General features: G+C 71.2%; 11 protein-coding genes. 2 read left to right on the top strand and 9 right to left on the bottom strand.

Annotated elements, in window-relative coordinates; genetic code table 11:
* Positions 1 to 11: 11 nt before the first annotated feature.
* The 8 genes from BLU20_RS04910 to BLU20_RS04880 form a co-directional block, all read right to left on the bottom strand.
* A complete protein-coding gene (locus BLU20_RS04910; RefSeq protein WP_083371801.1) occupies positions 12 to 1,925 on the bottom strand; it encodes a glycosyltransferase family protein in 1,914 nt (637 codons plus the stop codon).
* A 71-nt stretch (positions 1,926 to 1,996) separates the two neighbouring features.
* Positions 1,997 to 3,199 (bottom strand): mannose-6-phosphate isomerase, class I, encoded by a 1,203-nt coding sequence (gene manA, locus BLU20_RS04905; RefSeq protein WP_083371800.1) that lies wholly within the window; start codon positions 3,197 to 3,199, stop codon positions 1,997 to 1,999.
* Between the two features lie 4 nt (positions 3,200 to 3,203).
* Positions 3,204 to 4,685 (bottom strand): NCS2 family permease, encoded by a 1,482-nt coding sequence (locus BLU20_RS04900; RefSeq protein ID WP_083371799.1) that lies wholly within the window; start codon positions 4,683 to 4,685, stop codon positions 3,204 to 3,206.
* A gap of 67 nt (positions 4,686 to 4,752) precedes the next feature.
* Entirely contained in the window at positions 4,753 to 4,908 is a 156-nt protein-coding gene (locus BLU20_RS13910; RefSeq protein ID WP_043109761.1) for a hypothetical protein, read from the bottom strand.
* A complete protein-coding gene (locus BLU20_RS04895) occupies positions 4,908 to 5,690 on the bottom strand; it encodes a class E sortase (protein ID WP_083371798.1) in 783 nt (260 codons plus the stop codon). The genes BLU20_RS13910 and BLU20_RS04895 overlap by 1 nt, the downstream gene beginning before the upstream one ends.
* Positions 5,691 to 5,719: 29 nt before the next feature.
* Positions 5,720 to 8,950, bottom strand: coding sequence for a sacsin N-terminal ATP-binding-like domain-containing protein (locus BLU20_RS04890; protein ID WP_083371797.1), 3,231 nt, complete (start codon positions 8,948 to 8,950; stop codon positions 5,720 to 5,722).
* The gene (locus BLU20_RS04885) at positions 8,947 to 9,909 is read right to left on the bottom strand and encodes a DUF3027 domain-containing protein (protein ID WP_231959300.1); all 963 of its coding nucleotides are present in this window, start codon (positions 9,907 to 9,909) and stop codon (positions 8,947 to 8,949) included. The genes BLU20_RS04890 and BLU20_RS04885 overlap by 4 nt, the downstream gene beginning before the upstream one ends.
* 1 nt (position 9,910) lies before the next feature.
* On the bottom strand, positions 9,911 to 10,294 hold the full coding sequence (locus BLU20_RS04880) for a cold-shock protein (protein ID WP_029252950.1): 384 nt from the start codon (positions 10,292 to 10,294) through the stop codon (positions 9,911 to 9,913).
* Between the two features lie 131 nt (positions 10,295 to 10,425).
* On the opposite strand from BLU20_RS04880, the gene BLU20_RS04875 reads away from it, so the two are divergent.
* On the top strand, positions 10,426 to 12,780 hold the full coding sequence (locus BLU20_RS04875; RefSeq protein ID WP_083371796.1) for a helicase-associated domain-containing protein: 2,355 nt from the start codon (positions 10,426 to 10,428) through the stop codon (positions 12,778 to 12,780).
* Between the two features lie 48 nt (positions 12,781 to 12,828).
* Here BLU20_RS04875 and BLU20_RS13695 read toward each other — a convergent pair whose 3' ends face one another.
* Positions 12,829 to 13,722 carry a DUF4333 domain-containing protein gene (locus BLU20_RS13695; RefSeq protein ID WP_157270316.1) on the bottom strand — a complete coding sequence of 298 codons (894 nt, stop codon included), beginning with the start codon at positions 13,720 to 13,722 and terminating at the stop codon, positions 12,829 to 12,831.
* Positions 13,723 to 13,877: 155 nt separating this feature from the next.
* Between BLU20_RS13695 and BLU20_RS04865 the strand changes: the two genes are divergently transcribed.
* Positions 13,878 to 15,575, top strand: coding sequence for a DNA repair helicase XPB (locus BLU20_RS04865; protein ID WP_083371794.1), 1,698 nt, complete (start codon positions 13,878 to 13,880; stop codon positions 15,573 to 15,575).
* Positions 15,576 to 15,932: the final 357 nt, after the last annotated feature.

Genomic DNA, 15,932 nt, shown 5'->3' with positions numbered 1-15,932 from the left:
ACTCTCCTACCTCAGAATGTGACGTGGACGTTTGAAGGCCCATAGAACTGGACGATGCCGGTCGCGAGGACCTCTGCGTCGCTCACCATCCATGTGTGCGCACCATCGTCGGAGCGCCGTTGAACGAAGTTGAAGCGGTCGGCCGAGTAGATCGCCCCACCCGCTTCAGACACACGTCGCAAGAAGCCAGTGTCTTCCCCCGACCGCGACTCAACGAATCTGCAGCGCGCGGCCACCGCACGTCGTGCCACGATCGTTGGGCCCATCACGAAATCCGTGTACCGGTGCTCCCGCTCGGCGAAGCGCAGCAGTGTCGCGTCGGATCCATCGAGATGCATGTAGTGGGCCTGCTTGCCAACGACATCGGCACCCGAGTACATCAGTGCATCGAGTTGGTCTGCGAGGTAATGGGGGCCGTAGAAGTCGTCGTCGTCCATCTTGGCGACGACGTCGCCGCCAGCCGCATCGACCAGCCGGTTCAGGCATGCGCCCAGGGGCACATCGGCGTCGGCATGTAGAAGAACCACGTCGTCCAGGCCGGCCGTCTTCGCGCGCAGACGCACGTCATCGGCGTCGATCTCGAATCCATGCGTGAGCAGCGCGAGTTGCACCCGGACGTCCACCTGCGACGCGACGGTCTCGATCACGTCGTTCAACCGATGCGGCCGGTTCGTCGAGACGATGGCCGTCACGGTTGGGCGCTCGAGCTCGGCCGAACTCGCCAGGCCCACGTCGTGGAGAACTCCTTGGACGCGCGCACCGTAGGTGTGCTCGCGCCAGATCCGCCGCTGGGCGCGATGTGTGGCGCGGTCGCGGAGCTCGGCCGAGTTCACCAGCGCACGGACGGTGTGGCCAGCCGTCTCGCGGGAGTCCACGACGAAGACCTCGTCCGGCGGGAAGAACTCACCGATCGCCTCGCTCGGCGTGGTGACGACCGGTGTGCCACAAGCGCTGATCTCGAACAGGCGGCGTGCGCACATGCTGGGCGACCCGACCACGGAGTTCACGTTGAGAAAGACCTTGTACTCGCGGTAGGCCGTGAGCATCTGCTCGTAGTTCAGCGACCCGACGACGTGCTCGTCGAGGGGCGACGGGAACTGGTACTTCTCGTCACCACCGGCGAACCGGGAGAAAATCTCGAGACCGTGCTGCATCTTCGGCGAGACGTCGAGGGCGCCGCCGAGCAACAGATCCATTTGCTGGCGACGCACGGGGTACTTGTGCGCGAAGTACATGCCGCCGAACGCGACGTCGCGCGACGGACCGCCACCGTGCGAGCGGATCGGGTTGTGGATCGCCGGCTGCGCGGCGAATGGCAGGACCCCGACCCTGTCGTGCCCGAGTGCTTCGACATACGCGGGGATTCGGTTCACGTCGGTCGTGTAGACCCGGTCGAACAGGCGTGCCGTGTCCAAGAAGTCGTCGAAGTGCACGGGGTCTTCCTTGTTCCAGAAGACCGTGGGAATTCCGAGGCTCTGGCACGTCTCGACAAGCTCGACGAGCGCCGGACGCGGTGCCGACGGGCCGGCGAGGTGATACTGCCAGACCCCTTCGTTGCCGTTCCATGCCGACTCGACGAAGAGCAGGTCGACGGGCCGAGTCGAAAGCACTTCCTGGAACGTCTCGGGGGCGAGGAGCACTTGATCCCACTCATAGCCGAATGCGAGTCGCGAGAAGTCGTCGAGAATCACCCCGACGCGGAGGTTCCGGCGAGGATCCTGTGGACGGACGGGCCAAGGATCGAACGAAACCGTACCCTCGAACGCGTGCGCGGTCGCTGTTGGTCCGCCAACCTTTAGACGCCGGATGAAAGTGCGCAATTGGGACATGCCACCGGTCCGCAGATGCCATGCAGCGCGTCGCAGCGTTGCAACCTTGCTTTCCACGGTGTCCCCAAGCGTCTTCGCGAGCCACGTCGGCCTCATGGCCGTCAGTGCGGCCCTCGTATCTTAGCGCTACGCACAGCACTTCTTACACTTGTCCACTACGTGAAAAGTCACGGAACGTAGGACAGTGCTAGCAAACCACCACCGCGCACGGTCAGCGACCCAGCCGAATGCGGCACGACGATTGATTCGCCCGACGTAAACTTCTGAACCCCGCCCGACGTCGTCACCTCGACCTCGCCGTCGACGACGACGAGGACCCGCGGCCCGCGTGCCGGCAGCGTCGTCGAGTCGGCCCCGGGCCTACCGACGACCAGCCCGAACTCGCGCGTCGTGGCCCGATAGTTGACCAGATCACCCCCGAGCGGCACCGTGCGAGGGCGCGCCGCCGGGCCAGGCTGGAAGTCGGCGCAGTCGAGCAGGGCGTCGACATCCACACGCTTGTGGGTCAGCCCCGCGCGCAGCACGTTGTCGGAGCTCGCCATCACCTCCACCGCGCACCCGGAGAGGTAGGCGTGCACGTGCCCGGACGGCACGAACATCGCCTCCCCCGGGCGCAGCGTCAGCCGGTTGAGCATCAGCGAGACCACGGCGCCGGGATCACCCGGGTGCTGCTCCGCCAGAGCCACGACGGTCTCGTCGGCCCGTGGGGAGTCGCTGCCCGCCTCGAACCGGTCAGCGACCGCGGCGACGGTCAGCGCGAGATCCGCGGCGCCGTCGGATGACTGCCCTGCGCGGACGGCGAGCGCGAACGCCTGGCTGATCCCGGCCGCCGTCGGACGGGACTGCAGGGCGGCCCGGATGCTGGCGACGAGGTCACCCGGCAGCCCGTCGAGGAGGGTGAGGATGCGCTGCGGGCGGCGGAACCCGCTCAGCACCTCGAATCGGCTGAGCGCGACGACCATCTCGGGCTTGGCCTGGTCGTCGCGGTAAGTCCGCTGCGGGTCGTCGAGCGCGATGCCACGGCGGTTCTCGGCGTTGAACCCGGCACGGGCCCGGTGCGGTTGCGGGTGGACCTGCAGGGAGAGCGCGCGGTCGGCCGCGAGCAGCTTGAGCAGATACGGCAGGCGCGGCCCGTACGCGTCGACGACGCCCGCACCCATCACGCCGTACGGGTCGGCGCGGATCAGCTCCGCCAGACCGACGTCGCGCCCACCGGGCAGGTGAACGACCGACGGGCCCTGCGGGTGCGCTCCGAGCCACAGCTCGGCGGCCGGCCGGCCGTCGACCGGAAGCCCGAGAACGCCCTGCAGCGCCGAGGTGGACCCCCAGTCGTAGCGCTGCAGCGCGTTCTCGAGCCGATACACGGTCATAGGGTCAGAGGTTAACCCCGAGCAGGTCGCCGATCGGGCCGATCGTGAAGTAGACGACGAACAGAGCGGCCGCCAGCCACATCAGCGGGTGCACCACCTTCGCCTTGCCGACGGCGATCTTGATCAGCACGAAGGCGAGGAAGCCGGCGCCGATGCCTGCGGTGATCGAGTAGGTGAACGGCATCAGGACGATCGTGAGGAAGGCCGGGATGGCGATCTCCCAGTCGTTCCAGCGGACCCCGGTCACCTGCGTCATCATCAGGAACCCGACGAAGACGAGGGCCGGCGTCGCAGCCTCGTACGGGACGAGCGCGACCAGCGGCGACAGGAACGTCGTCAGCAGGAAGAGCACACCCGTCACGACGGAGGCGAGGCCCGTGCGCGCACCCTCGCCGACACCGGTCGCAGACTCGACGTAGCTCGTGTTGGAGGAGACTGAGGCGGCGCCACCGGCCGCGGCGGCGATCGAGTCGACCACCAGGATGCGGCGGGTGTTGGGCGGGTTGCCCTCCTCGTCGAGCAGGTCCGCCTCGCCACCGACGGCCACCATGGTGCCCATCGTGTCGAAGAAGTCGGCGAGCAGCAGCGAGAACACGAGCAGGATCGCGGAGACGGCACCGATGTTCTGGATCGAGCCCAGCAGGGAGAACTGCCCGATCAGGGAGAAGTCCGGGATCGCGACCCACTGGTCCGGCAGGTCGGGGCTGTTGAGGTTCCACCCGCCCGGGTTGACGGTGCCGTCCGCGCCGACCTTCGGGCCGATCTTGGTGACGGCCTCGATGACGACGGCGAGGATCGTCGCGGCGACGATTGCGATCAGGAGCGCGCCGCGGACCTTGCGGACGGAAAGGACGATGGCGAGCGCCAGGCCGATCACGAAGACGAAGACCGGCCACCCGGCCAGAGACCCGTTGGTGCCGAGCTGCAGCGGCGTGCCGCTCCCGGCCGAGACGAATCCGCCGTTGACGAAGCCCACGAGCGCGATGAAGAGTCCGATGCCGACGCTGATCGCCGTCTTGAGCTCGACGGGCACGGCCCTGAAGACCGCCTCGCGGAACCCGGTCAGGACGAGCACGAGGATGATGACACCCTCGATCACCACCAGACCCATGGCGTCGGCCCACGTCACGCCCTCGATCGAGGCGATCGAGAAGGCGACCACCGCGTTGAGACCGAGCCCGGCTGCGAGCGCCAGCGGGAAGTTCGCGACGACACCCATGAGGATCGTGAGCAGGCCGGCGACGAGCGCGGTGGCCGCGGCGATCTTGGCCAGGCCGTCGTCGCCGCCGAGGAACGCACCGGTGCCGTCCGGCGTCGTACCGAGGATCAGCGGGTTGAGGACGACGATGTACGCCATCGCGAAGAAGGTAACCATGCCGCCGCGAATCTCGCGGCCGACGGTCGATCCACGGGCCGAGATCTTGAAGAACCGGTCGATCGTGGAGGAACCCTGGGTGGGGTGTGGATTTTGTGTGCTCGTCGCCATGCGCGACATCGTGCCAGAAGTTGCGCGCTGGGTAACTATCCGTCCTTGCCGAGCGAACGCCTCGTGACTACCCGAGCTCCGGGTTGAAGTAGTCGATCTCCGCCGACACCCAGGGGAAGACCCACCCGAAGAGCAGCACGACGACGCCCGCCGCCGCGGCGAGCATGATGAACACCCGCAGTGCGGCGGGTCCGGGCAGGTGTCGATAGATCCAGCCGTACATCACAGGACTCCCGGGTCGTCGACGATTTGCTCGGGCATGCCGTCGGCGCGGTCCATCCATCCGACGAACTCGGCGTGCGTGATCCAGCGGGTGGAGTTGCCGTACGCCCCGAGGACGGGGTCGTCGCACGTGGTCAGGGTGAGCAGCCGGTCCACGGGCTCGGCCGTCGGGTCGCCGGGGACGGGCGCGACGACGTCGACCTGGCTCGGGGACACGACCTCGTGCGTCGTGACCTCGTAGACGTACCAGGTGTCGGCGGTCTCGACGATCACCTGGTCGCCCTCGACGAGGTCGGGCACGTACAGGAACGAGTTGCCGTGGGTGCGGCGGTGCCCCGCGAGGGAGAAGTTGCCGACGTCGCCGACCTGCGCGGTCTCGGTGTAGTGCCCGGCGTTGGCGCCGTCGAGGACGTCGAGCCCCGTGCCCTCGAGGATCGGCATCGTGTTGTTGGTCTTGCCGTACCAGGTGGGCACGATCAGCACGCCCATCATCTCGCCATACCCGACGGGTTCCGGCACGGGCGGCGGGTCGGTGGTGTTGAGCTCCGCGACCTCGCGGACCACCGGCGTCATCACGTCCTGCTCGTAGTACTCCTCGAGCTGGGTCTCGGCGGCAGCGTCTGCCTCCACCGACGTCCACCACAGCTGCCAGACGACGAATAGCCCGAGGATCACGCCCGCGGTGATCATCAGCTCACCCAGGACCCCGACGAACGTCACGCGGGGCGCGGGCCTGCCTCGCGACGGCGCCGCGTGCGCGGGGCGCTGCTGGGTGAACGACATGATCCATGTATACCTGGTGCGCGGCCGTTCTACTGCCTCGGTTCAGGCCCGACCCACGCGTCCAGGGCGGCGTCGAGCTCGGCCCGTTCGGGCTCGGAGAGCAGCAGCTCGATCCGGTGCCGGTCGGCCCAGAGGCCTGCCGCCGCCGCGAGACCGGCCGCGAGGCCCGCCGTCGTCGCGGCGTGCACCCGCCCGTCCGCGATCCACCAGTCGACGTCCACGCCGCCGACCGTCAGCTCGTCGTGCGCCCACCACGTCGTCGGGAGCCCAGAAGTCACCCGCACCACGGCCGCGTCGACCTCCTCGGGCTCCCCCGCGCCGTCGGGCTCACGGTCCCCCACGACGTCGAGCCCCAGCGGGCCGGCGAGCCGCGCCGGGATCACCGGACCCAGGGCCGCCCAGCACACGTGGTTCGCCGGCACGACGGCGGACAGCGCAGCCATGCGGAGCCGGTCGCCGTCCTGGGCGGGCAGGCGGTCGATCACGACGCCGTCCCCCATCTCCGCGAGGCCGTCCCAGATCTCCGCGGCGACGTCGGGCGGCACCGACCGGCCCACCGGCGGGAGGTCCTCGAGGACGGCCCGCCAGTCGGCATCGTCGAGGTCCGCGAGGGACGAGACTCCCCCGCACGCCACGAGAACGTCGTCGTCGAGACCCTCCAGGAACTCCGGCGCGGGGCCGAGGAGCGGGACGCTCTGCCCCGGCAGCGCGAACCGCCGGCCGAGATGGTCCCGCACCCACCAGGCGGTGTACGACGGCGCGCGGCCTCCGGTCGAGGGGGCCCGCAAGGTCGTCAAGAGCGCGGCCCGGGCACGCTCGTCCTCGCTGATCCGGGCCATCATCGGGCCGAGCTCCGCGACGTCGAGATCCGCCACGGCCTCGAGCGTGCCGAGCGCGACGCTCTCCCCCAGCGTCTCGGCCAGCATCTCCAGGTACTCGGCCCAGTGGTCGAGCCAGTCGGCCGGGCCGTTCTCGGCGTCGTCGAGACCCGCGAGGTCGGGGCCGCTGTCCGGGGTCAGGACGTCGGGCACGCGCAGCACCGCGACGTCCGACGCGACGCCGAGCATCCGCAGCAGGTCGGGACCGCGGCGGTCGACCTCCTCGGCGGCCACCGGCTCGAGGTCGAGGACACCGTCCGCCCACGACCCCGGCAGGAGGCAGTCGCGAGCCGGCAGCGGGCCGTCGTCGGACTCCACCTCGAGCTCGCCCCACCAGAACGGGGCGTCGGCCGGGTCCAGGTCGGGACGGTCGGCGAGCGCGGCGGCGACGAGGTCGAGCGGCGTTCGTCGGTCAAGCGGCGTTCGTCGGTCGAGCTTGTCGAGACCAGACCGCCGGTCGAGCTTGTCGAGACCATCGAGCCCGTCGAGACCAGAACCGGCTTCGACAGGCTCAGTCAACGCCCGCCGGTCGAGCCCGTCGAGACCAGAACCGGCTTCGACAGGCTCAGCCAACGCCCGCCGGTCGAGCCCGTCGAGACCATCGAACTCCTCGAGCCCCTCGAGACCCAGCTCGTTCAACGCGTCGAACGCGTCCGCCGGCCGCGCCCCGAGCCGCTCGAGCAGCGGGTGCGCAGCATCGGGGTGCACCAGCCGGACCCCGGGAATCTCGGCCGCACGACCCTGTGGCACCAGCACCCCGCGCGGCCCGTGGATCGTCCGACCGTCGCGCAGCGGCACCCCTAGGGTCGCCATCGCCTCCGGTGCGCCGGGCTCGTGCACCCAGCGGGCCAGCACCTCGTACGCCGCACGCCATGCGGCGGGGTCTCGGTCCGGGAGCGCGCCGACCGCGTCCGCCAGGTCCGTCACGGTCACACCGCAGGTCCGCGCCGCGGCGAGGCAGCGCGGAGGGACGGCGACGAGGTCGGGCGTCCCGGAGGCGAGCAGCGCCAGCGCGTCGAGGTCCTCGCCGATGCCGCCGAGCACGCAGCGGGCGTCCTGTGGCGCGACGCGAACCCCGGCCGAGACCAGCACCGGCGCCGTCCGCACCGCCGCCACGATCGCCGCGTGCAGGCGTGCGTCCAGCTCCGAGCCGGGCAGTCCGACGGGGACGAGGTCCAGCGGGTGCCGCCCGGCCTCTCCGGCACGCGCGACGAGCCGGGGGTACGACGCCGCGGCGCGCGCAACAAGCGCATCAGTCACCGGCCCCGGGGTGGTACGACGGCGCCCCGGGTCGACCGGGAACGTCGCCACCAGCAGCGCGGGCAGCGTGGAGGCGTCGTCGGTCGGCGTCGGGGCATGGATGACGCAGGGCGCGGCACCCTCGCGCGGCAACGCCCAGGTGACCGACCAGCGGGTACCGCGCTGCTCGACCGGGCGGTCCGCCACCAGGGCCTCGGGCAGATCCCCGCCGTCGCGCACGACGATCCAGCGGTCCTCGACGTCGGCAAACCGCCGCACGACGCCGTCCTCCACCACGGTCACGGAGTCGAGCCCGGGCAGGGCCAGCAGCAGGGTGTCGTCGATCGCCTCGACCGCCGCGCGGACGGCGGGCACCGAGCCCGGGCGCAGCCGGAGCACGACGACGGTCTCGCCCGGTGCCGGGACGTCGTCGCCGAGGTCCTCGGGCGCGGCGGCGAACGGGAGGCGAAGTGCCGGCAGGTCGCCGTCGCGCTCGTCGACCGCCGAGGCCAACCGGGCGCCGCCGGGGCCACCGGTGGCTGCGACGTCGTGCAGGAGCTGACGGGACCGGGCGAGGGAGAAGGTCAGACCGACAAAGGGGGCGGTGGTCTCGACAGGCTCGACCACCGCCCGCCGGTCGAGCTCGTCGAGACCAGTTTCGACAGGCTCAACCACCGCCGGCCGGTCGAGCTCGTCGAGACCCGTATCGACAGGCTCGACCTCCGGGGCGTCGACAGGCTCAGCCGCCGGGGCGCCCGAGGCGATCGTGACCTCGTCGGCCACCGCGCGCACCGCGCTGAACCCGACCCCGAACCGGCCCACGGACTCGCCGTCGCGCTTGGCCGACGCCCGCATCCCTGCGAGGGCCGCCGCACCAGCGCGGTCGAGCGGAACCCCCGGCCCGCGGACGACCAGGACGGCGTCGTCGGGCCGGAACTCGACCGTGACGTCACCGCGGACTCCCGCTGCGGCCGCGGCGTCGGCGGCGTTCTGCGCCAGCTCGACGACGACCCGGTCGCGGTAGTGCCCGCGCGCGTGGTCCTCCTCGAGGTTCGCGTCCTCACGGAAGCGTGTCGGGGAGGCGAGCCACGCGTCGAGCACCGACTGCCGGAGCTCGGTGGCGCCCAGCAGGTCGGTGGTCACGGGGTCGGCGGTGCCTCGGTGGTGTCGGCGGGCTTGGTCTCGACAGGCTCGACCGACGACTTCGACTCGACCGACGAACGCTGGTTGAGCTTGTCGAAACCGGTCTCGACGGGCTTGGTCTCGACAGGCTCGACCGGCGTCGGCTCGACCGACGGCGTGGTGCGCACGACCTCGATCGCGCCCTCGTCGATGATCGCGGACGGCTCGGGCCAGTCCGTCGGGCGTTCGGGGGCGTCCGTCTCGGAGTGCGCGCCGCAGCCGTGGTTCATGCTGACGACGGTGCCGTCGTCGGGCGACCACGCGTTGGTGCAGACGCCGAAGACCTGACCGAGCGAACCCTGGAGCAGCTCGAGGAACCCGCACGACCCGCAGGCCTGCGCGCTGGCGCGGGAGCCGCGGGACGTCGGCCCGTGGTCGCCGTTGTACCAGCGCTGCGCGGCGGCGTCCCGGCCGGCGGGCGAGAGCACGCGGGCACGGGCGAGGGCCAGCTCGCCGATCGCGACGTCGTCGATCTCGGGGTCGCCGGTCTTCTCGAACCCGGGCTCGAGGCGCGGGTCGTCGGCGCGGAACGGCAGCACGTCGCCGGGCCCGATGTCGCCGGGCTCCAGGCGCTGGTCCCAGGGCAGCCACTCGGGCGCGAGCACGGACTCGTCGCTCGGGAGCAGGTCCACCTCGCACACGGTGGCGACCTTGCCGCGCGGCACGCGGGCGAGGGTCACGATCCAGTGCCACCCGCGGTACCCGCGCATGGTGCAGGCGAAGTGGTGGGAGATGAGGCGGTCCGCCTGGGCGGAGGTGCCCAGGTGCTCGCCGACGTCGGTCGGGACGTCGGCGACCTCCACCGCCGCGGCGCGTGCCTCGTCGACGGCCGCGGTGAGCACGGCGTCGCGTGCGGCGCGGGCCGAGACCCCGGTGGCGCGCTCGTCCGGCGCGAGGCGTTCGATCACGGCGGCTGGCACGTCAGGCCTCGAGACCGTCGGCGACCGCACGCAGGATCGCGGCGGTCTTGGCGGTGCGGGCGTCGTCGGGGTAGCGGCCACGGCGCAGGCCGTTGCCGAGGGTCTCGAGCTGCTTCATCAGGTCCTCCACGATCAGGGCCATCTCCTCGGGGGAACGGCGCTTGGCCTTCGCGACGGACTTGACGGGCTCGAGCAGCCGGACGTCGAGCGCGGACGGGCCGCGCCGACCGTCGGCGACACCGAACTCGACGCGTGTGCCCTGACGGGGCTCCTGCGCGTTCGCGGGCAGCGCGGAGGCATGCAGAAAGACCTCGCCGCCTGCGTCGTCGGCGATGAATCCGAAACCGCGTTCAGTGTCGAACCACTTAACCTTGCCGGTGGGCACGTGAACCTCTATCTCGTCCGAGCGGATACCTGGCATCAGGCTACCGGTCGTGCGGCGTGGTCGTCGCATTCTGCCCGCGCGTACGCGCAGGTCTCCTGCCACGGACCCCGCACGCGCGTAGCCTGGAGCGGATGTCCACCTTCCCGACGTACGGCCGCGCGGTTGCCGCTCTCGACGCCGACGCGCTCGCCACCCTCCTGGCCGCGCGTCCCGACCTGGCCGCGCCCGCGCCGTCGTCCCTGCGCTCCCTCGGCGCCCGCGCCACGGGCAGGCCGTCCCTGGAGGTCGCGCTCGGCGGGCTCACGACGGCGCAGCTCGCCACCCTCGAGACGGTCGTCGCCCTGGACCCGGGGTCGGAGCCGGACGTCGGTGCGGGGCTGGACGCGCGCGACCACGTCGGGCCGGGACTGGTCGCGGAACTCGCCGACCGGATGCTCGTCTGGCACGACGACGCCGGGCTGCTGCGCCCCGCCCCCGGCCTCGCGGACGTGCTCGGGCCGTACCCCGCCGGCCTGGGGCCGCACGCCCACGGGTCCGCGAGCGCCGTCGCGAACCTGGACGACCTGCTGTCTGACGCGCCCGCGGGCGCGCGGGAGATCCTCGACGCGCTGACGTGGGGGCCGCCGATCGGGGTGCGTCCGGCGACGGGGCCGGGTGCGGAGGCCGCGCGGTGGCTGGTCGAGCGGGATCTGCTGGTCGACGCCGAGGAGCACGTGGTGCTGCCGCGCGCGGTGGGGCTGGCGCTGCGTGGCGGGCACGTGCACCGCGAGGTGCTGCTGGCCCCGCCGGCGCCGCCCGAGACGGCGGCCCCGACGGTCGACGAACGGTCCGTGGAGGCCGAGTCCGGCCGGGCGGCGACCGAGGCCGTGCGCTGGGTCTCGACCGCGATCGACGTGTGGTCGACGGAGCCCCCGGAGCTGCTGCGCTCGGGCGGCCTCGGGGTGCGTGAGCTGCGCCGGGTCGCGGGCACGCTCGAGATCGACGAGACGGACGCGGCCCTGGTCCTGGAGGTGGCGCTCGCGGCGGGCCTGATCGCGGCCGACGACGACGTGCTGGCGCCGTCGACGCTCGTCGAGGACTGGCTGGACCTGGAGACCCCCGAGCGGTGGGCCGCGCTGGTCTCGGCGTGGCGGTCGAGCCCGCGCACCGGGTGGCTGGTGGGCACCCGGGACGCCCGCGGGGCGCTGCGCTCAGTCCTCGACCCGGACCTGCAGCGCACGTGGGTGCCCGCACTGCGCGCGCGGGTGCTGTCCGCGCTGCACGAGATGCCCGGGCGCCGTCCGACGCCCGAGGCGGTGCTCGACGTCCTGCGCTGGTACCGCCCGCGCACCGTCCCGCCCGACCAGGCCGTGCGCGGGATCCTTCGCGAGGCTGCGCTGCTCGGCGTGACCGGCGCGGGGGCCTTCTCGCCGGCCGCCCTACCGCTCCTGGACGACGAGACCTCTCCCGAGGGCCTGCCCGCCCCGCTCGCCCAGGCGCTCCGCGCCGTGCTGCCCGAGCCGGTGGACGAGGTCCTCCTGCAGGGAGACCTCACCGGGATCGTGCCGGGGACGCCGACGTCGACGCTCGCAGCGCTCCTGGACGCGACCTCCGACGTCGAGTCGCGCGGGTCGGCCACGACGGTCCGCTTCTCCGGGTCGTCGATCGCGCGCGCTCTGGACGACCGGTCCGCCGACGAGCTGCTGGCCGCGCTCGCGGCGCACTCCCCCGTCCCCGTGCCGCAGCCGCTCGAGTACCTGGTGCGGGACGAGGCCCGGCGCCACGGCAGCATGCGTGTCGGCAGCGCATCGTCGTACGTCCGGTCCGACGACGTCGGTGCGCTCGCCGCCCTGGCCGAGGACCCGACGCTGGGACACCTGGGCCTGCGGCTGCTCGCACCGACCGTGCTGGTCGCCTCCGCCCCCGGGCCCGAGGTCCACGCCGCCCTGCGGGCCGCGGGGCGCTCGCCGGTGGTCGAGTCCGCGGACGGCTCGATCGTGCACCTCGCCGAGAGCAAGCGGCGGACGCGGACGAGCGTGCGGCCCGCGTGGTTGCCGCCCGGACGGCGGCCCCGGCCCGTCCGCCCCGACCCGCGCCTGAACGAGACCGGGGACGAGACCCCGGCGCAGCGTGCGGAACGGGCGCGGCGGGTTGCGGCGCGGCTGCTGGCGCGGGCGCAGGCCCGGCCGGACGACGCCGCGGCCACCACCCCCGGCGCCGAGCACGCGGTTGTGCACACCAACGGCGGCGTTGATGTCCACAACGGCGTGGTCGCCGGGAGTCAGCCGCCAGGGGACGTCGTCGCCCTCCTGCACGAGGCCATCGCCGACCGCGCCGAGGTGGACGTCGAGCTGATCGGCAACCGCGGCGTCCCGGAAACGCGACGGCTCAAGCCCCAGCGTCTCGACGGCGGGCGCCTGCGCGCGATCGACCTGGCCCGCGAGGCAGAGATCACCGTGGCCGTCCACCGGGTGGCGTCGGTGCGCGGCACGAGCCGCAGCGATTAACCGATCACCGCCCGGACGGACCGATAAAGCGCAGCACTGGATCAGTGTCTAGCCGATCTCCTGCCAACTGACAGTTCCGTCAACGGCCTCGATCGTGACGAGCACGTCCGTCCACGACTCGTCGTCGAACGTCGACTGACATGTCACAGAGCCCCCGACCGGGGCGATCGCAGGGTTCGGGCATTCGGTCGTCGATGAGACTCCTGAGTTCGAGTAGTTCTCGTCGATGACCGTCTCCAGCCAGTCGGAATCGAGTTCGACTCCCCCGAGGAAGCCCACGACGTTGGCGGAGCCCCAGTAGGCCAAGAACAGAATTCCCCAGGTCACCGGCTGCCACCAGGTGCCGCCTGTGACCGCAACCCGCCGCACGAGGTAGAACGGCACGCCAAAGACAGCGAGGATCGCCGTCGATCTCGGAAATTCGTACCCGGCTGCCTGGACGTACCGGACGTCCCACAGTGCGAGAAGAACGAATCCGGTGGCCCCGAGGACGAAGTATGACCAGCCGTCGGCGACCGATACGCCAGACTGAAGCAGCAGAACATCCGTCAGAATGTAGGCGATCGGGCTGCACGCGAGCAGCCATGCGGCGATGTTGTTCAACGGAATGCGATCGGCTTCTCGCTCAGGCGACGCGGGGATCTTCTCGCCGCGGGAGCCCGAACCTCCGCCTGGTGCAACGGGCTCGAACACCCAGAAGCTCCAGCCGTGTGGCGCTGGAGGCCATGAGGTGTCCGGTAGCCAGCCGACGGGTGGTTTCCACTCCGCGGGTGGCCGTGGCCACCCGGGCGGCGGATTGAAGCGGGGACTCATCCCGGGCACCGGTGTACCCGGCGACAGCATCCCCATCCCGCACCGTGGGCACGGCGAGACGGTCTCGAACTTCTCCTGCTGGCAGCGAGGACAGTACGGCTGAGGGATCTTCGTCAGCATTGCGTTCACGACGGAGATCGTACGTATCGAGCGAAATGGAATGATTGCGGTGTCCACCTACCAGACGCTCGGCCGCGGAATAGCAGCACCGCAGATCCGTTGAGACACTAGAAGGTCGGCACCGGCACCCCGGGCCGCCCGCGCACGCGAATCGAAAGGTGCCCATGCCTGACGGCCCCCTCATCGTCCAGTCCGACAAGACAGTCCTCCTCGAGGTCGACCACGAGCTCGCGGGCGAGGCCCGCCGCGCGATCGCGCCGTTCGCGGAGCTGGAACGCGCCCCCGAGCACGTCCACACGTACCGGCTGACGCCGCTGGGCCTGTGGAACGCGCGCGCCGCGGGGCACGACGCCGAGCAGGTCATCGACGCCCTGGAGCGGTACAGCCGCTACCCGGTGCCGCACGCCCTGCTGATCGACGTCGCGGAGACGATGTCGCGCTACGGCCGGCTGCAGATGCTCACCGACCCGGCCCACGGCCTCGTGCTGCACGCCCTCGACAAGGCGGTGCTGACGGAGGTGCTGCGGTCCAAGAAGACCGCGGGCCTGGTGGGCGAGAAGCTCGACGACACGACCGTCGTCGTGCACGCCTCGGAGCGCGGGAACCTCAAGCAGGTGCTGGTCAAGCTCGGCTGGCCGTGCGAGGACCTCGCCGGGTACGTCGACGGCGAGAAGCACGCGATCGCGCTCAGCACCCAGATCACGACGACGGAGCCCGACGGCTCGCAGACGTCGTCCCCGTGGCAGATGCGCCCGTACCAGGCCCAGGCCGTGGACGGGTTCTTCCACGGCGGCTCGGGCGTCGTCGTGCTCCCCTGCGGTGCGGGCAAGACGATCGTCGGCGCCGGCGCGATGGCGAAGTCGGGGACGACGACGCTGATCCTGGTGACCAACACCGTCAGCGCGCGCCAGTGGCGCGACGAGCTGCTGCGCCGCACCGACCTGACCGAGGACGAGATCGGCGAGTACTCGGGCGCTCGCAAGGAGGTCAAGCCGGTCACGATCGCGACGTACCAGGTGCTCACGACCCGCCGCAAGGGCATCTACACGCACCTGGAGCTCCTGGACGCCCGCGACTGGGGCCTCGTGATCTACGACGAGGTGCACCTGCTGCCCGCCCCGATCTTCCGCATGACGGCGAACCTGCAGGCCCGCCGCCGGCTCGGCCTGACGGCCACCCTGGTGCGCGAGGACGGCCGCGAGGACGAGGTGTTCTCGCTGATCGGCCCCAAGCGGTACGACGCACCCTGGAAGGACATCGAGGCCCAGGGGTACATCGCCCCGGCCGACTGCGTGGAGGTGCGGCTCACGCTGCCCGACTCCGACCGGATGGCGTACGCGATCGCGGAGCCGGAGGAGCGCTACCGGCTCGCGGCGTGCGCGTCCGGCAAGAACCGCGTCGTGGAGCAGATCGTCGCCCGCCACCCCGACGACCAGGTGCTGGTGATCGGCCAGTACATCGAGCAGCTCGAGGAGCTGTCCGGGCACCTGGACGCCGACCTCATCACCGGGCAGACCCCCGTCGCCGAGCGCCAGAGGCTGTTCCAGGCGTTCCGGACCGGTGAGATCAACCGGCTCGTGGTCTCGAAGGTCGCGAACTTCTCGATCGACCTGCCCGAGGCGTCGGTCGCGATCCAGGTCTCCGGGTCGTTCGGGTCCCGGCAGGAGGAGGCGCAGCGCCTCGGACGCATCATGCGCCCGAAGGCCGACGGCCGCACCGCGCACTTCTACACCGTCGTCGCGCGGGACACCGTCGACCAGGACTTCGCGGCGCACCGCCAGCGGTTCCTCGCCGAGCAGGGCTACGCCTACCGGATCGTGGACGCGGAGGATCTCGGCGCCGCCACCGGCCGCTCGCTCTAGGCGTCGACGAGCCCTCAGTTCAGTTCGACACAACCGAAGTGTTGCGCCAACAGACCGTTTGACGTTGCCAAAATGTTAGTGCATCGATGCAGAAGTGACCTGGCAGAACACCCGAACAGCTCGGGAGTGAGCCCCACCGGCAAAGCCGTGCCGAATCGTTGATGTTCATCAAAACGTTGACGTTGCAACGATTCTCGCCGAACCGACCTCTTGACATCCCTTCGGAGACAGGCTTAACGTCACGATTGCATCACGGTGTATCGATGCACCGAGAAGCACCAGACCGTCCTGACCGTCATCGACAGCCGTAGGGAGCGGCGACCTGAACGAACCGGCGGGCGCACCGACGCACCCGCC

It is taken from the genome of Paraoerskovia marina, from assembly GCF_900105445.1.
GTDB lineage: Bacteria > Actinomycetota > Actinomycetes > Actinomycetales > Cellulomonadaceae > Paraoerskovia > Paraoerskovia marina.
Note: the sequence above shows the minus strand (reverse complement) of the source record. Positions and strands in the feature narration are given on the sequence as shown.